Source organism: Vibrio cionasavignyae, from assembly GCF_050337155.1.
In the GTDB taxonomy this organism is placed as follows: domain Bacteria; phylum Pseudomonadota; class Gammaproteobacteria; order Enterobacterales; family Vibrionaceae; genus Vibrio; species Vibrio nomapromontoriensis.
In genome coordinates, this window is record NZ_JAKJSR010000009.1 from 240,189 (window position 1) to 257,651 (window position 17,463).

Here is a 17,463-nt window from a genome sequence, read left to right on the forward strand (position 1 = left end):
TTCTAATATGTTAACAGCATGCTAACAATGGTCAAATGTTAATTCCTTGCAGTTTGTTGATTTAAATCAATAGCTGACTTGTAACAAATATTAATAGTAATAGGTAAATCGGGTGCGGTAATCAATATGTGTGTTAATGCGCAGTTATGGGCTTCTTATGCAAATGCTTGCTTTAGATTTGAACGAGCATGGTTAGTTAATCAGTATGCGATAATCACAGCATGGAACCCGAGAAGCGTTCGTTTGTCTAATGAGTGTAATTACATTAAAAACAATGAGTTGTCATTTGATTTTGGCCATAAGTCAAGATTGAAAGTAATGGTTGGTGATGCAACTTTTGATTGGTATGAAGAAAGTTATGCTGTTGAAATGACGCTTGCTGAAGCGTGTGACTTAGGACAAAAATATCATCAAAATGCCATTTATTTTGTCGACAATGGTGTACTGTTTTTGGTTCAGTGTGATGGCAAGCGCCAACCCCAAAATTTAGGTTTATTGAGTGAGCGTGTGGCTGATTAGCTACAAACTGCTGGATAAATGAAAAGGATTTTTAATTTAATGCTCTCTAAAGGTAAGCCTATTGAGTAGAATTCATGGAGGAAAGATGAGAGATATCACACCTGATATTTGCGACCAACACGAAGATAAAGTGATGCTGCTGAACGTACCGCTGCAAAACTTTGGTCAAAGAGCGGCTTTTTGGGGAGAGATAGTGACTATTCGTTGCTATCACGATAACTCAAAAGTACGTGAAATACTGGCGACCAATGGCGCAGGAAAGGTCCTTTTCGTCGACGGAAATGGTTCTTGCCAAAAAGCATTACTTGGTGACCAGCTTGCAATCATGGCAATAGAGAATGGTTGGGAGGGCGTTATTGTCAACGGCGCCATTCGAGATGTTGCTGCGATGTCTGAGATGGATTTAGGCGTTAAGGCGTTAGGGTCGTGCCCGTTTAAGACTGAAAAGCGTGGTGCTGGGGAAGTGAATGTCACACTTACGATGAATAACCAGATAGTTCAGCCGGGGCATTACATCTACTCAGATTGGAATGGTATCTTAATTGCCAAGGAAGCACTGTCGTTTTAATTACGCGCTAAAAGCGAAAGCCTAGGCCGACTTCTACGCCTTGTTGAACTTTCTCAAAGTCAAAGGTGGCGTGTACGTCTAGGTTTTCCGTTAATCGCATTCGGCTTGATATCTCAGCCGCCATCCCTGCTTGCTTCACGTTATTTTCTTCATACTGGTAGCCGCGTAGCATACTTTTTACCGAAATTCGTTCCGAAACTTGATAGCTCATACCACTGAGGAATCCTCTATCGCTTGATTCTAGAGAATTATTAAGGCGAGCCCCGATATAGACATCAACAGAGTCGAAGGCTGAGTAGGCGTATCCACTGTCGACATTCCATTGATCTAAGTTATTGCCAGATGACTTACTGTCAGACAGCAGGAAAAAGTTATGGGGAGAGGCGTCATGTTGAGAGGGCAATGAAGGTAGATCAGCCGATCGTGCGGTGTTTAATGACAATAATACGAACAAAGCAGACACAATTATTGCTTTCATAGCACCACTCCTTGTTCATTATTATTGTTTTTTATTTGTCCACTAATTAAAGCACAATATCTAAGCAAAAAGTTGTAAATCTATATAGCATTTAACGATTTGCTCATAACCTAATGACATATATCTGCAATAAATGTCTTTTTTTAGTGATTGACCCTAATAACGCCCTTGATTTAAGAAAAGTACAGATTTTGATTGACTAGCCTACGGAAAGTGCGGTAAACGTATGGGTAAGCACATAAGAAAGTTTGTAGATAAACCTATGTATAGAAGCCAGCTAGTAGTAATGACCACCACGATTATTATTACCGACATGACCAATGTTGGAGCAGGCTGGTAGACGGAAGAAATTCAAAAACAAGGCCTGTATCACCAAGATACGGGCCTTTTTTTTACCTGTTTTGAGTATTTCGGGAGGAAAGGATGCGAGTACTAAAATTTGGCGGCTCATCGTTAGCCGATGCTGACCGCTTTTTACGAGCGGCAGATATCATTGCCAACAACGCCCAGCAAGAAAATTTAGCTGTGGTGCTATCAGCACCAGGAAAAACAACCAACAAACTAGTCGCGGTCATTGAGGCGGCACTTAAGAATAGTGAAGTCGAACTCCAGATTTCGGAGCTGGAGGCGTCATTTAAAGCGTTGTTTGCCAACATCCAATCGGTTCTTCCCAATATTCAAAGTACAGACTTTGACAATCAGGTGAAAACTTCCCTGTTTCAATTACATCAATTTGTACACGGCATCCGTTTACTTGGTACCTGCCCTGATCATGTGAATGCTCGCATCATCTCGAAAGGTGAGCGTATCTCTATTCAATTGATGAAGGCGGTACTTGAAGCCAAAGGCCAAGCTGCGGCATTAATTGACCCGGTAAAGTATCTTTACGCGAATGGCGACTATCTTGAAGCGATGGTTGATGTAGGTGTGTCTACTCAAAACTTTCAAGCTAGCCCATTAGAGGAAGGCGTTGTTCATATCATGCCAGGCTTTACGGCAGGCAATGCAAAAGGTGAGTTGGTCACATTAGGTCGTAATGGCTCAGATTACTCTGCTGCAGTACTCGCCGCCTGTTTGCGAGCGGACTGCTGCGAAATTTGGACAGACGTAGATGGTGTTTACAACTGCGACCCGCGTTTAGTTGATGATGCTCGTTTGCTTAAATCACTTAGTTATCAAGAAGCAATGGAGCTATCGTATTTCGGCGCTTCAGTACTTCACCCTAAAACGATCGCTCCTATTGCTCAATTCCATATCCCATGCCTTATCAAAAACTCATTTAACCCTCAGGGTGCGGGTACTTTGATAGGCCAAGATACCGGTGAGGATAACTTACCAATTAAAGGGATTACTACGTTATCTAACTTAATTATGGTTAACGTATCCGGTCCTGGTATGAAGGGCATGGTGGGTATGGCGAGCCGTGTCTTTGGTGCCATGTCTTCTGCCGGGGTCTCCATTGTTTTAATCACTCAGTCGTCTTCGGAATACAGCATCAGTTTCTGTATTGAAGAAGAAGACCGAGTGAAAGCGTCGCTAATCCTAGAAGAAACCTTCGATCTAGAATTGAAAAATGGCTTACTTGAGCCAGTAGAGTTTATGGATGATGTGGCGATCGTGACGCTAGTGGGTGATGGAATGAGAACTTCACGCGGCGTGGCATCGCAGTTTTTCTCATCGCTGGCTGAAGTGAATGTCAATATTGTTGCTATTGCTCAAGGATCATCAGAGCGTGCGATTTCTGCCGTGATCCCAGAAGATAAAATCTCAGAAGCCATCAAGGCTTGTCATGAAAACCTATTCAATTCTAAACACTTCTTGGATGTGTTTGTGGTTGGTGTCGGTGGTGTCGGTGGCGAGCTGGTTGATCAAATTCAACGTCAGCAAGTTAAGTTGGCGGAAAAAGGCATTATCATTCGTGTTTGTGGTCTAGCGAATAGTAAAGGTGTACTACTCGACGGTAAGGGTTTACCACTTGAACAATGGCGAGACCGTATGAATGATGTTACGGAACGCTTTAGTGTGGCTGGATTAGCTGCATTAGTTCAACGTAATCACATCATTAACCCGGTATTGGTTGACTGTACATCAAGTGAAACGATCGCTAATCAGTACGCAGAATTTTTAGCCGCCGGTTTCCACGTGGTTACCCCGAACAAAAAGGCGAATACCTCAAGCATGGCTTATTATCATCAGCTTCGTGATGTGGCGCGTAGCTCTCGCCGTAAACTGATGTATGAAACAACGGTAGGCGCAGGTCTTCCGGTTATTGAAAACCTACAGAACTTAATTTCTGCTGGTGACGAATTAGAAAAATTCAACGGTATTCTATCGGGTTCATTGTCATTTATTTTTGGTAAGTTGGATGAAGGACTGACCCTAAGCCAGGCAACGAATGTTGCGAAAGATAAAGGGTTTACTGAACCAGATCCACGCGATGATTTATCAGGAATGGATGTTGCCCGTAAATTGTTAATTTTGGCTCGAGAAGCTGGCATGGCACTGGAGCTTGAAGATGTGGAAGTGGATCAAGCATTACCACCAGGCTTTGATGATTCAGGTTCAATTGAAGACTTTATGGCTCGCTTACCTGAAGCCGACGCGCACTTCTCTAAACTTGTTGCTGACGCAGCAGAAGAAGGTAAAGTGCTACGTTATGTTGGTGAAATTGCTGATGGCAAGTGCCGAGTTCGCATCGCGTCTGTTGATGAAAATGATCCTATGTTTAAGATCAAAGATGGTGAAAATGCTCTGGCTTTCTACAGCCGTTATTATCAACCAATCCCTCTTGTACTACGTGGCTATGGCGCAGGTACGGAAGTGACCGCTGCTGGTGTCTTCTCTGATGTGATGCGTACACTTGGATGGAAATTAGGAGTATAAAATGAGTCAGAATGTCGTGGTTTATGCTCCTGCGTCTATCGGTAATGTAAGCGTTGGTTTTGATGTGTTAGGGGCTGCAGTATCGCCAATTGATGGCACCTTGCTGGGTGATTGCGTTGAAATTAAAGCCAGTGATGTGGCCTTCGAGCTTACAACGAAAGGGCGCTTTGTTGACAAGCTGCCATCCAATCCACAAGAAAACATAGTTTATGATTGCTGGAAAGTGTTTGCGAGAGAGTTGGATAAAAAAGGTATCCCGCTTCAGCCGATTCACATGACGCTTGAAAAGAACATGCCAATTGGTTCGGGGTTAGGTTCGAGTGCTTGCTCTATTGTGGCAGCATTAGACGCGCTTAATCAATATCATGGTAATCCACTGGATGAAATGGCGCTGTTGGCCTTGATGGGCGAAATGGAAGGACAAATTTCTGGTGGCATCCATTATGACAATGTGGCACCTTGCTATCTAGGTGGCGTGCAACTGATGCTTGAAGAGCTTGGTATTATTAGCCAAGAAGTCCCTTGCTTTGATGATTGGTATTGGGTCATGGCGTACCCAGGGATTAAAGTCTCGACGGCAGAAGCGCGAGAGATTTTACCTTCTCAATATCGCAGACAAGATATCATCGCACACGGTCGTCATCTTGCTGGCTTCATTCATGCGTGCCATTCTGGCCAGCCTGAATTAGCCGCGAAGATGATCAAAGATGTGATTGCTGAACCATATCGTGCCAAATTGCTACCAGGCTTTAGTCAAGCAAGAGAGTATGCAAAGGCGGCCGGTGCGTTAGCAACGGGCATCTCTGGTAGTGGACCAACGCTGTTTAGTATCTGTAAAGAAAAAGACGTGGCAGAGCGCGTTGCTCGATGGTTAGAAGAAAATTACGTACAGAATAACGAAGGATTCGTGCATGTTTGTCGTTTGGACAAGCAAGGCTCGAAAGTAACAGGAAGTGAGCAATGAAGCTTTACAATATCAAAGAAAACGATGAACAAGTCTCTTTTGGTCAGGCCGTCCGTCAAGGGCTAGGCCGTAACCAAGGGCTATTCTTTCCCTCTGAACTACCAAAGTTTGAGGATGTCGATGCGCTATTAGCGGAAGATTTTGTATCTCGCAGCGCAAAAATTCTCTCGGCACTGATTGGTGATGAGCTTCCAAAAGAGAAAGTGACGGAAATGGTGGATGCCGCGTTCCAATTCTCTGCGCCAATCAAAGAAGTGAAAGAGGGCGTGTATGCGTTAGAGCTTTTTCACGGCCCGACGCTAGCGTTTAAAGATTTTGGTGGCCGCTTTATGGCTAACTCCCTTGCTGCGGTATCGGATGGTGGAAAAATCACGATCTTAACGGCAACGTCTGGTGATACTGGCGCTGCTGTTGCTCATGCTTTTTATGGTATGGAAGACATTAATGTCGTCATTTTGTATCCAAAAGGGAAAATCAGCCCACTGCAAGAGAAGCTATTTTGCACGCTAGGTAACAACATCCACACCGTGGCGATTGATGGCGATTTTGATGCCTGTCAGGCGTTAGTGAAACAAGCTTTTGATGATGCGGAGTTGCGAAAAGAAATTGGTCTTAACTCGGCAAACTCAATCAACATTAGTCGTTTAATGGCGCAGATTTGTTACTACTTTGAAGCTGCGTCACAGCTAAGCAAAGCACAGCGTGAAAACCTGGTTATCTCAGTGCCAAGTGGTAACTTCGGTAATTTAACCGCAGGGTTGCTTGCTAAAGCACTTGGGTTGCCGATTAAACGCTTCATTGCGGCAACAAATGCGAATGATACCGTACCCCGTTACCTAGAAACGGGGCAGTGGGATCCTAAACCGACCGTTGCGACAACGTCTAATGCAATGGATGTGAGTCAGCCGAATAACTGGCCACGTATTGAAGAGCTATGTCAGCTGAAAGGCTGGGGGCTTGATACGCTAGGCAAAGGGGCGGTTACTGATGAGCAAAGTGCACAGTCGGTACGCGAACTCAATTCACTAGGTTATCTATGTGAGCCACATGGTGCGATCGCGTATCGCGTCTTAGATGAGCAACTGCAAGAGGGTGAGACCGGCCTATTCTTGTGTACCGCGCATCCGGCGAAATTTAAAGAAGTTGTCGATGATATTCTAGATACAGATATCGAGCTTCCAGCACCGCTTGCAAAACACGCTGCGATGGAATTGTTATCAGAAGATCTGAATAATGATTTTGAAGCGCTAAAAGTGGTGCTACGACGCGTTCAATAGGGCGTTTAGCCTATCTGAATTTAGAACGGTGAACGTAAACGCTTGAGTATGAATCACTCTTACCGCTAAGTGAGTTAGCAAGGGAGAGTGATTTCATATTTGAGCGTTTTTTTGTATCCGCGTAGTATAAATCACCAATGAGCTATTCGCATTTTACTGGTTAGGGAAGCCAACAATGATGACGTCAATCCAACTTAATCAATATCTCTCTAAGCTAGGTGTTGCTTGTCCCATCACTGTCGATCTAGACGGTTTGCGTAAGCTGCACAAGTGTCAACATCGTAGGATACCGTTTGAGAACTTTGATGTTGCCGCTGGACGTGCGATTCGTTTGGGTCTAGATAACCTTTTCGAGAAGTTAGTTTTAAGTGAAAGGGGCGGCTATTGCTTTGAAGTGAACGGTTTATTGCTCCATGCATTACAAGCGGTTGGTTTTGATGGTCGGGCATTGCTCGCACGTGTTCACCTTTCTGGTGAGCCGTCGGGTAGAACGCATCAGGTTTCTTTAATCACATTGAACGACCAACGCTGGATTGTTGATGCTGGCTTTGGCTCTCAGACGCCCAGGAAGCCTTTGTTGCTTGAAGTAGGGCAAGAGCAGCATATTGATTATCAAACGTTTCGGTTTATTGAAGAAGAGCGCTATGGCTTTATGTTACAAGTTAAGCGTGATAATGAGTGGTTCGATTTATATAGCCTTGATCTTTCCTTTGTGTGTCAGGGGGACATCGAATGTGGCAATCACTATACGTCAACCAGTCAACACTCGGTATTTACATCGGCTACAATAGTGGCGCTTCCTATCGAAAATGGAATGATTACTTTGCTCGATAACATACTAAAAATCACCCAAGGTGATAGCGTGATGAGTATTGATGCCCCCTTCGATGATCGCTACGCTGAACAAGTGAAAAAGCACTTTAACATTGACATGGAAGCTCATTCTCTCAAAGTGCAGTAGCAGACCAGGAACTTACCAGGATTATGGCCTAGTTGATGACCGATTAGTGTAACAACTAGGCCGAAATTTTATGGTATTTTGTTTGCTATAAATCCTGCGGTGGTGGCTGGTTGCCAAGTCTGTCCGTTATCAGAGCTGACAAGCAACACGGGATCGTGTTGATAAGCTTGACTATATCGGTTTGAGTTACCTGCCAGCTCTTCATTGGGCCAACGTTGATAATGTACTTGATAGGTGTTGATACAATCCTTGCTTGATGTGGCCAGCGCGCACTCTTCAGCGTTGCTATATGAACGTCGCGCTTGTGTGTTGAACCAAGTGCTTTCTTTGAAGTTTTGAATCTCATAGGTATAGAGCAAAAATAGATTGCCGCGCTTATCTTGATGCAGCTTCTGGGTGTAGTTTGAATACTGCTGCCAGTTTGGCATGACCACAACACCTTGGTCTTGCCATTGGTACTGCCCTGAGCTCTTTAGCGTGCCTTTAACCCACTCTAAACGATAACCCTGCGGTGCCAACGTATTTGGTGCCGTGTTCCTCATCGCTAAGTAGATATCATCGTTGTTTGTTAAGACAGCATGGATATAGGTATAGCGACCGTATGGTTGCCCTACATAATTCACAGTATCGGCAAGCGGTTTATCTTCTGGGTATCGACCAAATGCGTCATTAGGCCCAGCGGAAAATTTATCATTTGCCTCGACTGTATTCCCCCATAGGTTATGATCGCTGTTCCAATCAGTATTGGTGACAGGTTGAAGAGAGTAGCGGTGCCAAATCTGATGGTTATGCGCCCCAGAAATATAGTGCAGGCGCTTGTGACTATCGATAAGGATTATCGGTTGATTATGTGAGTCGGGTGTTGCTTGTGACGTGGAGCCACTCCAACCCATAAACATCACATCTGCCGCTTCGCTGCCTAATTGGTAGCGGACATAATATTGCCCAGTGTTGTACGACTGGCGGTTATTCACATCGCTTTCAAAGCTCATGGCTGCGATATGAAGCGTGTTACCTTCCCATACAATCGGATGACTACCTCGATATAAACCAAGGGATAGCGGTAGCGTTAGGGTTTCTTGCTGCCACTCTAGCTCATCATTCCCTTGCTCGACCAAGCGTAAGATGGTGTAGGTGCTGTCTTTGGAACGGACAAATAAAGGGGCGTCCTGTCCGTTGCCAACCATTTCGGTTTGCGCGATCCAGTGCTGTGAGTAACCTTGCCATGTATTGGTTGAGGCTTGGTAACGAACAACGCCATGATCGAGCTTAAAAAAGACATCGCCATTGTCTCGGAAATATACCTGTTCAATATAGCGGTAGCGATAGCCGTCAAGCCCATCGGCATTTTGCCTAAAGCCAAACTCTTGCTCTAACCCTCTTAGTGAAATGGAAACCCACTCACCATTAGCCGTTAGTCGTACTAAGTAAGAATCGCAATCAGTACACTCGGTGCCGCTAGGGTACAGCGATGAATAGACACGATCATCATAAGTGAGAGCGTGCAGCGGCTTTCCGGTTTTCTCTAAGGTAACAGGATCTTGGTGATGACCTGGTTGATCGTTACCACGGTTAAATTGATTCATATTATTGACAATCATCCAAGGAAGATTGTTGGCATCAAAGTAGGGGCGACCTGGAATAAAACGTGGGTTATAGCCGTAGAGCTCTCGTTCTCGATCAAAAATGTTTTGGTAGTTCAGTGACTGGTTCGCGGTTTGATCGGCTTTTATATTGGGGAAGTTAGTGTTCACTTCACTGCAATTATGATCATAGCGAGAGCGTTGCCATGTGCGATTGAGGTGTTGGAATTCGGTTTGCCAGTTCACTTTACAATCGGTAACTGGTGGCTTTGGTTGTGCAGTCGGAGACGTTTTTTTTGAGTCACACCCAGCTAGTAACAGCACGCTAAACAAAGAAATTGCAAGCACACGAGAGGAAATAATACGCATGATAAATCGCTAAATAGTTAAGAAAGGTAAAAATTAGTTTCAACAGAGAAAAGGGGCTTTACTCAGTGAGTGATTTTGGTATTCTAGCGCCGCTATCGAGTCGATAGCTTTTTCGGAGATACCTATGAACAATACCGACCATCCTCCTAGTATCAAAGGAGAAAAGTAACACTTTTTCGGTATTTTGCGATCTTCGTTCCTGCCGTCAAGGTGGGAGGCTATTTATCTATATTCCTTTCTTATTTTTCTCCTTTTCTACTATTGTGCAAATGAATGCCAACCGACTTTGGTCGGCGGATATTTGTGACAATTGATGGTCGTTACCAACGCTAATCGGGAGATTCGCCATGACGGTAATGAGCAACACTTATATTGAAAATACCCCTCGCTTCTCAGAAGAAGAGATCAGTGCGGCAACCAAAGCGTTCTTACAGTACGATGACGATCAGCAACTCAATTTATTGACAGTAATGCCAATTGATGAGGCTGTAGGCGTGTTGCAACACTGCGCGTTTGGACAAGTCCAACACCTGATTCAACAGCTAGATTTGCAAGGGCATGATAAACGGGCACGACATTTTGCCCACCAACTAGGCTTTATTCACTCCGAAGCAGAAACCACACAAGGGTATTTGACGACGGGAGTGTTAGAGCACGTTAAACAGCGTATTGGCTGGATTATTACTCTTGCTTTAATGGGGATTGTCTCGGGGCTTATTATCGCTCAGTATGAAGACATTCTTAGTCAGTTAGTGTTATTAGCGGTGTACATGCCAGTGATTGCAGCAGCAGGTGGAAATACTGGAACACAAGCTGCAACCTTAGTGATACGCGCGTTAGCAACGGGTGAGCTTAGAAAGCGGCAATGGTTGGACGTGCTGTGGAAAGAGAGTCGCGTCGCCATTTGCCTAGCGTCTGCAGTGGCTTTAGTTATGGTGGCAAGAATTCTACTATTTAGCCATTCTGATGCCGGAAATGGCTTTGATTTAAATACCATAGCACTGTCTATCGCCGTCGCACTCTTTATTCAGGTGACGATTTCTACCACCCTTGGTGGTGTGCTGCCGATTATTGCTCGAGTATTTCGCTTAGATCCTGCGGTATTAGTGAGCCCGGTCTTAGCATCAATTGTAGATATATCGGGTATGTGGATTTATTTCACGGTTGTGAACTACTTCCTAGGCTTGTCGTAAGAGGGGAGTTAGGCCATTTAGTATGCTTAACTCACAACCTAGTTAACACTTCCCGCTCAGTAACACTTACCGTTCAGTAACACTCAAGGCACAGCTACGGCTGTGCTTTGTTGTTAGAGCGTTCTAGTGAGCTGCTGTAATCGATGACTTGTCGATACAAGGTTTGCTCAAAATTGGTTAAGGGAGATATCACGGGTTTTGCTGCTTGTGATTTATCGAGATGGTAATCGGTGACAAATTGCACGAAAACCGTTTCGACTTTACCTTTCGAGTTCAGCCCGTAGCCCATCATATTGTAGGTTCCAAATAATGAGCCACTTTTCGCGGATAGCGCCCCTTTAATGGGTGCCTTTCTCATGCTTTGGCGGTACTTCAAGGTACCATTATTGCCCGATACCGGTAACAGAGTAATCAGATCGAGAGTAGCGTCGTGACGATAGATATAATGGAGCACATCGGCCATTTGCGTGGCAGTTACGCGATTATTACGTGAAAGCCCTGAGCCATCTTCTAATACCGCACTATCGATATCAATATTGGCTTGTTGCTTTAAAATAGCTTTAACCGCAGTGGTACCGTTGCTGAAAGACCCTGGTTGCTTGAAGTGTGTTGCTCCAATAGTTTTCAGGATATTGTCAGCGTAGAGGTTATTGGAATCACGCAGCATTGTGGCGAGCAGTTCAGGTAAAGGCGCTGAATGGTGAGTAACCCGTTCAGTGAGCTTAGTGTTTTCTGGCGCACCAATGTTGATGCCGCCAGAGATGGTCACACCAAGCTTATCCATTTCATCTCGAATCACCGCTTGAGTAAATTTTGCTGGAGAGGACATGGCAAAATTTAGTGGTAGAGGGGATTGACGCTGTACCACACAGCCATCAAGTGAATAACGATTATCTGCTGTGGTTCTTAGCTCAAGGTCGCAATGTTGTTCTTGTTGCTGTTGCTTAGTCACACTGCGGGCGGTCGATATCGCGATTATGGGCTGATGTGGCGGAATGTGGATACGCGTTGTGCCATCATTATTGGTGTACAGCGCACCTTGGACACAATTTCCGTCTAGTGTGATTGCCGATGCAGGGGCGCTGTAGCAGACGCCTAATATATCCCAAGGCCAGCCAACCGCTCGGTTGTAGCCAGCAAATGTGCGGTTATCGAGCCATACTGTATCAACCTGATTTCCAGTAAATGTTTTTACTTTGCGTAGCATGGCGCGAAGATCTTTTCTTGAAAATGACGGATCTCCAGAGTAGCGAATGATGACATCATTTCCTGCTGTAGATACGGTTGTTTTGAAATGGAAATCATCGCCAAGAGAGAGCTTTGCCGCAAGAGCTGTAACAACCTTTAGTGTACTAGCCGGAGGAAAGTAGTCTTGTGTGTTTTGGCTGACTAAAGGCGAAGAAGTCTGCTCAATGGAGTCTAGATAAATACTGGCTCGGCTCCCTGCTGGTAATAGTGTACTTACATCAGAGGCATGGATGAACGGTGAAATAATGGACAAAGTAAGTGCGACTAGCGTGTGCTTGATGGTCATAACCGTAGAGTCAGTCTTAGTGTATGTTGTTGTAGGCTAGCAACCAATATTGCGGAGATAAAGCGCTATTTGGGAAACTTTGGGTTAAATTTACTTGGATGGTCGAGTTGTTGTATGTCGAACAAAAAAACTGTGCACGATCCTGAGCTTTTCTGTTGGTGTTGAACTTGCAGCAATAGAGATTTCTGCGTTATATTGATTGGCTGTTATGTGCCTAGTCAGGCACGTTGACGTGATCTCATTGTTATGAAGCCAGTAAATTGAAGTTATGAAGCCAGTAGATTGAAGCTCCATGTTGATACAACATAGTATCAAGTTATGAATTTCGATGATTTGTATCCTTAGATTGATTACACTAGGCTTAATCCAGTTATTTTTAAATTGTACTCAAGCTTTGTTTGAGTAGGGTTTTTTTGTCCAAAGTAAAATTTGGAAAAGAGGTTGTTAAAATGGAAAAGGTTCCAATGACCGCTCGCGGTGAGCTTAAATTACGTGAAGAACTAGAGCGACTACTTAAACTTCGTCCTCTTATTTCTCAAGCAATTGCGGAAGCTCGTGAGCTTGGTGATTTAAAAGAAAATGCTGAATACCACGCCGCGCGTGAAGAGCAAGGCATCTGCGAAGCTCAGATTCGTGACATCGAATACAAGCTTTCTGTCGCACAAGTTATTGATGTGACGAAAATGGATAACAATGGAAAAATCATTTTTGGTACTACCGTTACCTTGATTGATGTTGATACTGACGAAGAAAAGACCTATCAGATCGTTGGTGATGATGAAGCGGATATCAAAGCGGGTCGTATTTCAGTCAGCTCTCCAATTGCACGTGGTTTGATTGGTAAGATGGAAGGTGATGAAGTGACGATCACAACACCGGGTGGTCAAAAAGATTTTGATATCGACAAAGTCGCATACATCTAAATCTTCACTTATTATAATAAAAAGTCGCGTAGCGCGGCTTTTTTTGTACTTCGTGTCGTCGGTATGTACGACTTGTGCATACTATTAGCGAGTAATAACGTTTAGCACAGTCAAAAAAGGCCGCATTACGCGACCTTTTTAAGTTGAAACGAGATGTTTCAACAATGTGACGAATAGAACGCTCGCTATTTACGAGGTAATTCGATTTTCTTTTGCTCTGATTGGCGATAAAGAACAAGTGTTTTACCGATAACTTGTACTTTTTCTGCTTTTGTCTCACGGATAATCGCATCAACAATCAATAGCTTAGTTTCACGGTCTTCCGAAGCCACTTTAACTTTAATCAGTTCGTGGTGGTCAAGAGCGATTTCGATTTCCGCTAGAACAGCCTCTGTTAGTCCATTTGCGCCTAGAAGCACAACGGGTTTCAGTGCGTGTGCTAGGCCTTTTAGGTGCTGTTTTTGTTTCGTGCTTAAGTTCATAACGCGGCCAAATTTATTTAGTGTTAGGGTTGAAAAGTCGTATTTTAACGCCATCTAATGACGAAGACTATACTTTATTCTAAGGGTTTGCCCTTGTTACGTTGGATTTTGAATGAGTAAGCAAAAACACTCGGCCAGTTCAGGCCGTTGGTTGAAGGAGCATTTTGATGATAAATATGCGAATGAAGCCAGAAGAAAAGGGTATCGATCTCGTGCTATCTTTAAAATTGAAGAGATTCAAAACAAAGATAAGTTACTGAAACCTGGAATGACTGTGGTCGATTTGGGTGCAGCACCTGGAGGTTGGTCACAGTATGCCGCTAAAGTTGTCGGTGACGAAGGACAGGTCATTGCTTGTGACTTATTACCGATGGATTCAATTGCTGGAGTCAGTTTTTTACAGGGTGACTTTAGAGATGAAGCGGTACTTGATGCACTACTAGAAAAAATACAACCAGATATGGTCGATGTTGTGATGTCAGATATGGCACCAAACATGGCTGGAAATTTATCTGTTGATCAACCTAGAGCAATGTATCTTGTTGAACTAGCATTAGATATGTGTAGACAAGCCTTAGCTCCTGGAGGCAGCTTTGTCGTCAAAGTTTTTCAGGGCGAAGGGTTTGATCAGTACGTAAAAGAAGTGCGCGAAATGTTCAAAGTGGTGAAGATTCGCAAACCGGACTCATCTAGAGCTCGCTCTCGTGAGGTATTTATTGTAGCTAATGGATACAAAGGCTGAACATTAGTTTACAAAGAGAAAATTAACATTGTAGCTACAGCTGAAAAACTGTAGTACCCTACCTTTAATTACAATTAGTTATCGAGGACTGACACCTTGAGTGACATGGCAAAGAATTTAATTTTGTGGTTAGTCATCGCCGTTGTGTTGATGTCGGTATTCCAAAGCTTTGGACCTGGCGAAAGCAATGGTCGAGCGGTAGATTACACCACGTTCGTACAGGAAGTTGGCAATGGCCAGATTCAAGAAGCGCAGTTTAAAGACAGCGAGATAACCTTTACTCGCCGTGGCGGTAGTCGTTTTGTGACTTACATGCCGGTTTATGATCAAAAACTTCTTGATGACCTTATCAACCAAAACGTAAAAGTTTCAGGTACACCACCAGAAGAACAGAGCCTGCTAGGCACTATCTTTATTTCGTGGTTCCCAATGATTCTTCTTATTGGTGTTTGGATTTTCTTCATGCGTCAAATGCAAGGCGGCGGTGGCAAAGGCGCAATGTCCTTTGGTAAATCCAAAGCTCGTATGATGAGTGAAGAGCAGATCAAAACAATGTTTTCTGACGTTGCAGGTTGTGACGAAGCAAAAGAAGACGTGAAAGAGCTGGTGGATTACTTACGTGATCCAAGCCGATTCCAAAAACTCGGTGGTAAAATCCCAACGGGTATTCTTTTGGTCGGTCCTCCTGGTACGGGTAAAACCTTACTTGCAAAAGCCATTGCGGGTGAAGCAAAAGTACCGTTCTTCACGATTTCAGGTTCTGACTTTGTTGAAATGTTTGTCGGTGTGGGTGCATCTCGTGTACGTGACATGTTCGAACAAGCAAAGAAAGCCGCACCGTGTATCATCTTTATCGATGAAATCGATGCCGTTGGTCGCCAACGTGGCGCAGGTGTAGGTGGTGGTCATGATGAACGTGAGCAAACACTAAACCAAATGCTTGTTGAAATGGATGGTTTTGAAGGTAATGAAGGTATCATTGTTATTGCCGCAACTAACCGTCCAGACGTACTAGACCCAGCATTACTTCGTCCTGGTCGTTTTGACCGTCAGGTTGTGGTTGGTCTTCCAGATGTACGTGGTCGTGAACAGATCCTTAAAGTACACATGCGTAAAGTGCCATTAGCATCCGATGTCGAGCCATCATTGATTGCTCGTGGTACACCAGGCTTCTCTGGTGCTGATCTTGCTAACCTTGTTAACGAAGCTGCACTATTTGCCGCTCGTGGCAATAAGCGCAATGTCTCGATGGTTGAGTTTGAACTGGCGAAAGACAAAATCATGATGGGTGCTGAGCGCCGCTCTATGGTGATGTCGGAAGAGACGAAAGCGTCAACAGCGTATCACGAAGCGGGTCACGCAATTGTTGGACGTTTAGTGCCAGAGCACGATCCTGTATACAAAGTGTCTATCATTCCACGTGGTCGCGCACTGGGTGTGACCATGTACTTGCCAGAACAAGATCGTGTTAGCATGTCTCGTCAGCATCTAGAGTCTATGATTTCTAGTTTATATGGTGGTCGACTAGCGGAAGAGCTTATTTACGGTAAAGACAATGTTTCTACTGGTGCATCAAACGATATCGAACGTGCAACAGATATCGCTCGTAAGATGGTGACGCAGTGGGGCTTCTCTGAAAAACTTGGTCCACTTCTTTATGCGGAAGAAGAAGGTGAAGTTTTCCTAGGTCGCGGCATGAGTCAAGCAAAGCATGTTTCTGACGAAACGACTCGATTAATCGATGAAGAAATTCGCGTATTAATTGACCGCAACTATGACAGAGCGAAACAAATCCTTGAAGACAACATGGATTTGATGCACGCAATGAAAGATGCGCTCATGAAATATGAAACCATCGATGCGGGTCAAATTGATGACTTGATGGAACGCAAAGAGACCATTCGTGAACCAGCTGGTTGGGGTGACCAAGCCAACGCTCAAGACACTTCAAAACCAGAAGCTAAGAGCGAGCCTGCGAAAGCAGAGGCAACGCCGGAGCCTGAAGTAGCAGAAACTAAAGCTGAAGATGTTGAAGATAACAGTTCAACTACATCCTCAAAAAAAGATTCTGAGTAGTCTTTAATTATTAAGCCCCGAGGATCTCTCGGGGCTTTTTTCGTTTATACAGCCATGATTTATTGCCATGTTATTAAATGCTAATAATAAAACCCTTCATTTAGATCGCCCGCAAATTATGGGCATCCTCAACGTGACACCTGACTCTTTCTCCGATGGTGGCCAGTTCAACTCTATTGATAATGCGCTTGAGCAAGCGGCTGCAATGATCCGAGCCGGTGTGACTATTATTGATGTGGGTGGTGAATCCACACGACCGGGCGCGCCCGACGTTGCGCTAAGTGAAGAGTTGTCACGTGTTATTCCTGTTATCCAGGCTATTCGTCAACATCATGATGTTTGGATTTCAATTGATACTAGTAAAGCTGAAGTAATGAAACAGGCGGTTGAAGCAGGGGCTGATATCATCAATGATGTTCGGGCGCTGCAAGAGCCCGGTGCTCTTGAAGTGGCAGCCGCGGCTAATGTCCCTATTTGTTTGATGCATATGCAAGGTCAACCGAGGACAATGCAGCAGGCACCGACGTATCATGATCTGCTTAAGGACATTCAAGACTTTTTGGACGAAAGAATTAGAGCTTGTGAAAGCGTGGGTATCGCAAGAGAGCAGCTTATTCTTGATCCAGGCTTTGGTTTTGGTAAGACCCTGGAACACAATTATCACTTGCTGGCCCATCTTGATAAATTTCACCAGTTCGGTTTGCCCGTGTTGGCGGGGATGTCGAGAAAGTCGATGATATTTAAATTACTCGATAAAAAACCTGCCGACTGTATGGTCGGAAGTGTCACTTGTGCAATACTCGCAGCACAAAAAGGCGCGCAGATTATTCGAGTTCACGATACAAAAGAAACCATCGAAGCAATGGCTATTGTTGAGATGATGCAGAACAATATATAAAAATAGAAAAAGG

15 protein-coding genes and 1 other annotated feature are annotated in these 17,463 nt (G+C 44.3%); of the genes, 11 read left to right on the forward strand and 4 right to left on the reverse strand.

All coding sequences use genetic code 11. The features are described 5' to 3' along the window. The first annotated feature begins 126 nt into the window (after nucleotides 1–126). Nucleotides 127–519 (forward strand): DUF3293 domain-containing protein, encoded by a 393-nt coding sequence (locus L4D74_RS01685; RefSeq protein ID WP_428750420.1) that lies wholly within the window; start codon nucleotides 127–129, stop codon nucleotides 517–519. A gap of 85 nt (nucleotides 520–604) precedes the next feature. Further along, on the forward strand, nucleotides 605–1,087 hold the full coding sequence (locus L4D74_RS01690; protein WP_428750421.1) for a putative 4-hydroxy-4-methyl-2-oxoglutarate aldolase: 483 nt from the start codon (nucleotides 605–607) through the stop codon (nucleotides 1,085–1,087). Between the two features lie 7 nt (nucleotides 1,088–1,094). Here the strand turns inward: L4D74_RS01690 and L4D74_RS01695 are convergent, their stop codons facing one another. Then, nucleotides 1,095–1,565, reverse strand: coding sequence for a ribonuclease regulator (locus L4D74_RS01695; protein ID WP_428750422.1), 471 nt, complete (start codon nucleotides 1,563–1,565; stop codon nucleotides 1,095–1,097). A gap of 275 nt (nucleotides 1,566–1,840) precedes the next feature. Continuing rightward, nucleotides 1,841–1,959: a sequence feature (Thr leader region), on the forward strand. 29 nt (nucleotides 1,960–1,988) lie between these two features. Here L4D74_RS01695 and thrA point away from each other — a divergent pair. The 4 genes from thrA (at nucleotide 1,989) to L4D74_RS01715 (ending at nucleotide 7,650) form a co-directional block, all read left to right on the forward strand. Next, the gene (gene thrA, locus L4D74_RS01700; RefSeq protein WP_428750423.1) at nucleotides 1,989–4,448 is read left to right on the forward strand and encodes a bifunctional aspartate kinase/homoserine dehydrogenase I; all 2,460 of its coding nucleotides are present in this window, start codon (nucleotides 1,989–1,991) and stop codon (nucleotides 4,446–4,448) included. Nucleotide 4,449: 1 nt separating this feature from the next. Next, nucleotides 4,450–5,412, forward strand: a complete 963-nt coding sequence (gene thrB, locus L4D74_RS01705) for a homoserine kinase (protein WP_428750424.1) — start codon at nucleotides 4,450–4,452, stop codon at nucleotides 5,410–5,412. After that, the gene (gene thrC / locus L4D74_RS01710; RefSeq protein ID WP_428750425.1) at nucleotides 5,409–6,689 is read left to right on the forward strand and encodes a threonine synthase; all 1,281 of its coding nucleotides are present in this window, start codon (nucleotides 5,409–5,411) and stop codon (nucleotides 6,687–6,689) included. Before thrB ends, thrC begins: the two co-directional genes overlap by 4 nt. 175 nt (nucleotides 6,690–6,864) lie before the next feature. Continuing rightward, complete coding sequence (locus L4D74_RS01715; RefSeq protein WP_428750426.1) at nucleotides 6,865–7,650, forward strand: arylamine N-acetyltransferase family protein; 786 nt, start codon at nucleotides 6,865–6,867, stop codon at nucleotides 7,648–7,650. Between the two features lie 68 nt (nucleotides 7,651–7,718). Here the strand turns inward: L4D74_RS01715 and L4D74_RS01720 are convergent, their stop codons facing one another. Beyond that, entirely contained in the window at nucleotides 7,719–9,602 is a 1,884-nt protein-coding gene (locus L4D74_RS01720) for a BNR-4 repeat-containing protein (RefSeq protein WP_428750427.1), read from the reverse strand. A 347-nt stretch (nucleotides 9,603–9,949) separates the two neighbouring features. Here L4D74_RS01720 and L4D74_RS01725 point away from each other — a divergent pair, with 347 nt between their 5' ends. Next, the gene (locus L4D74_RS01725; RefSeq protein WP_428750428.1) at nucleotides 9,950–10,795 is read left to right on the forward strand and encodes a magnesium transporter; all 846 of its coding nucleotides are present in this window, start codon (nucleotides 9,950–9,952) and stop codon (nucleotides 10,793–10,795) included. A gap of 94 nt (nucleotides 10,796–10,889) precedes the next feature. Here L4D74_RS01725 and dacB read toward each other — a convergent pair whose 3' ends face one another. Continuing rightward, nucleotides 10,890–12,329 carry a serine-type D-Ala-D-Ala carboxypeptidase gene (gene dacB, locus L4D74_RS01730; protein ID WP_428750429.1) on the reverse strand — a complete coding sequence of 480 codons (1,440 nt, stop codon included), beginning with the start codon at nucleotides 12,327–12,329 and terminating at the stop codon, nucleotides 10,890–10,892. A gap of 449 nt (nucleotides 12,330–12,778) precedes the next feature. Here dacB and greA point away from each other — a divergent pair, with 449 nt between their 5' ends. Continuing rightward, entirely contained in the window at nucleotides 12,779–13,252 is a 474-nt protein-coding gene (greA, locus tag L4D74_RS01735) for a transcription elongation factor GreA (RefSeq protein WP_265673709.1), read from the forward strand. A gap of 185 nt (nucleotides 13,253–13,437) precedes the next feature. Here the strand turns inward: greA and yhbY are convergent, their stop codons facing one another. Then, complete coding sequence (yhbY, locus tag L4D74_RS01740) at nucleotides 13,438–13,734, reverse strand: ribosome assembly RNA-binding protein YhbY (RefSeq protein ID WP_250615712.1); 297 nt, start codon at nucleotides 13,732–13,734, stop codon at nucleotides 13,438–13,440. Nucleotides 13,735–13,846: 112 nt separating this feature from the next. On the opposite strand from yhbY, the gene rlmE reads away from it, so the two are divergent. From rlmE to folP, 3 genes are all read left to right on the forward strand, one after another. Continuing rightward, nucleotides 13,847–14,476: a 23S rRNA (uridine(2552)-2'-O)-methyltransferase RlmE gene (gene rlmE / locus L4D74_RS01745; protein ID WP_265673710.1), complete on the forward strand. Its 630-nt coding sequence runs from the start codon at nucleotides 13,847–13,849 to the stop codon at nucleotides 14,474–14,476. Nucleotides 14,477–14,581: 105 nt separating this feature from the next. Then, a complete protein-coding gene (gene ftsH / locus L4D74_RS01750; RefSeq protein ID WP_428750430.1) occupies nucleotides 14,582–16,552 on the forward strand; it encodes an ATP-dependent zinc metalloprotease FtsH in 1,971 nt (656 codons plus the stop codon). A gap of 67 nt (nucleotides 16,553–16,619) precedes the next feature. Further along, the gene (folP, locus tag L4D74_RS01755; protein WP_428750431.1) at nucleotides 16,620–17,450 is read left to right on the forward strand and encodes a dihydropteroate synthase; all 831 of its coding nucleotides are present in this window, start codon (nucleotides 16,620–16,622) and stop codon (nucleotides 17,448–17,450) included. The last annotated feature ends 13 nt before the right edge of the window (nucleotides 17,451–17,463 follow it).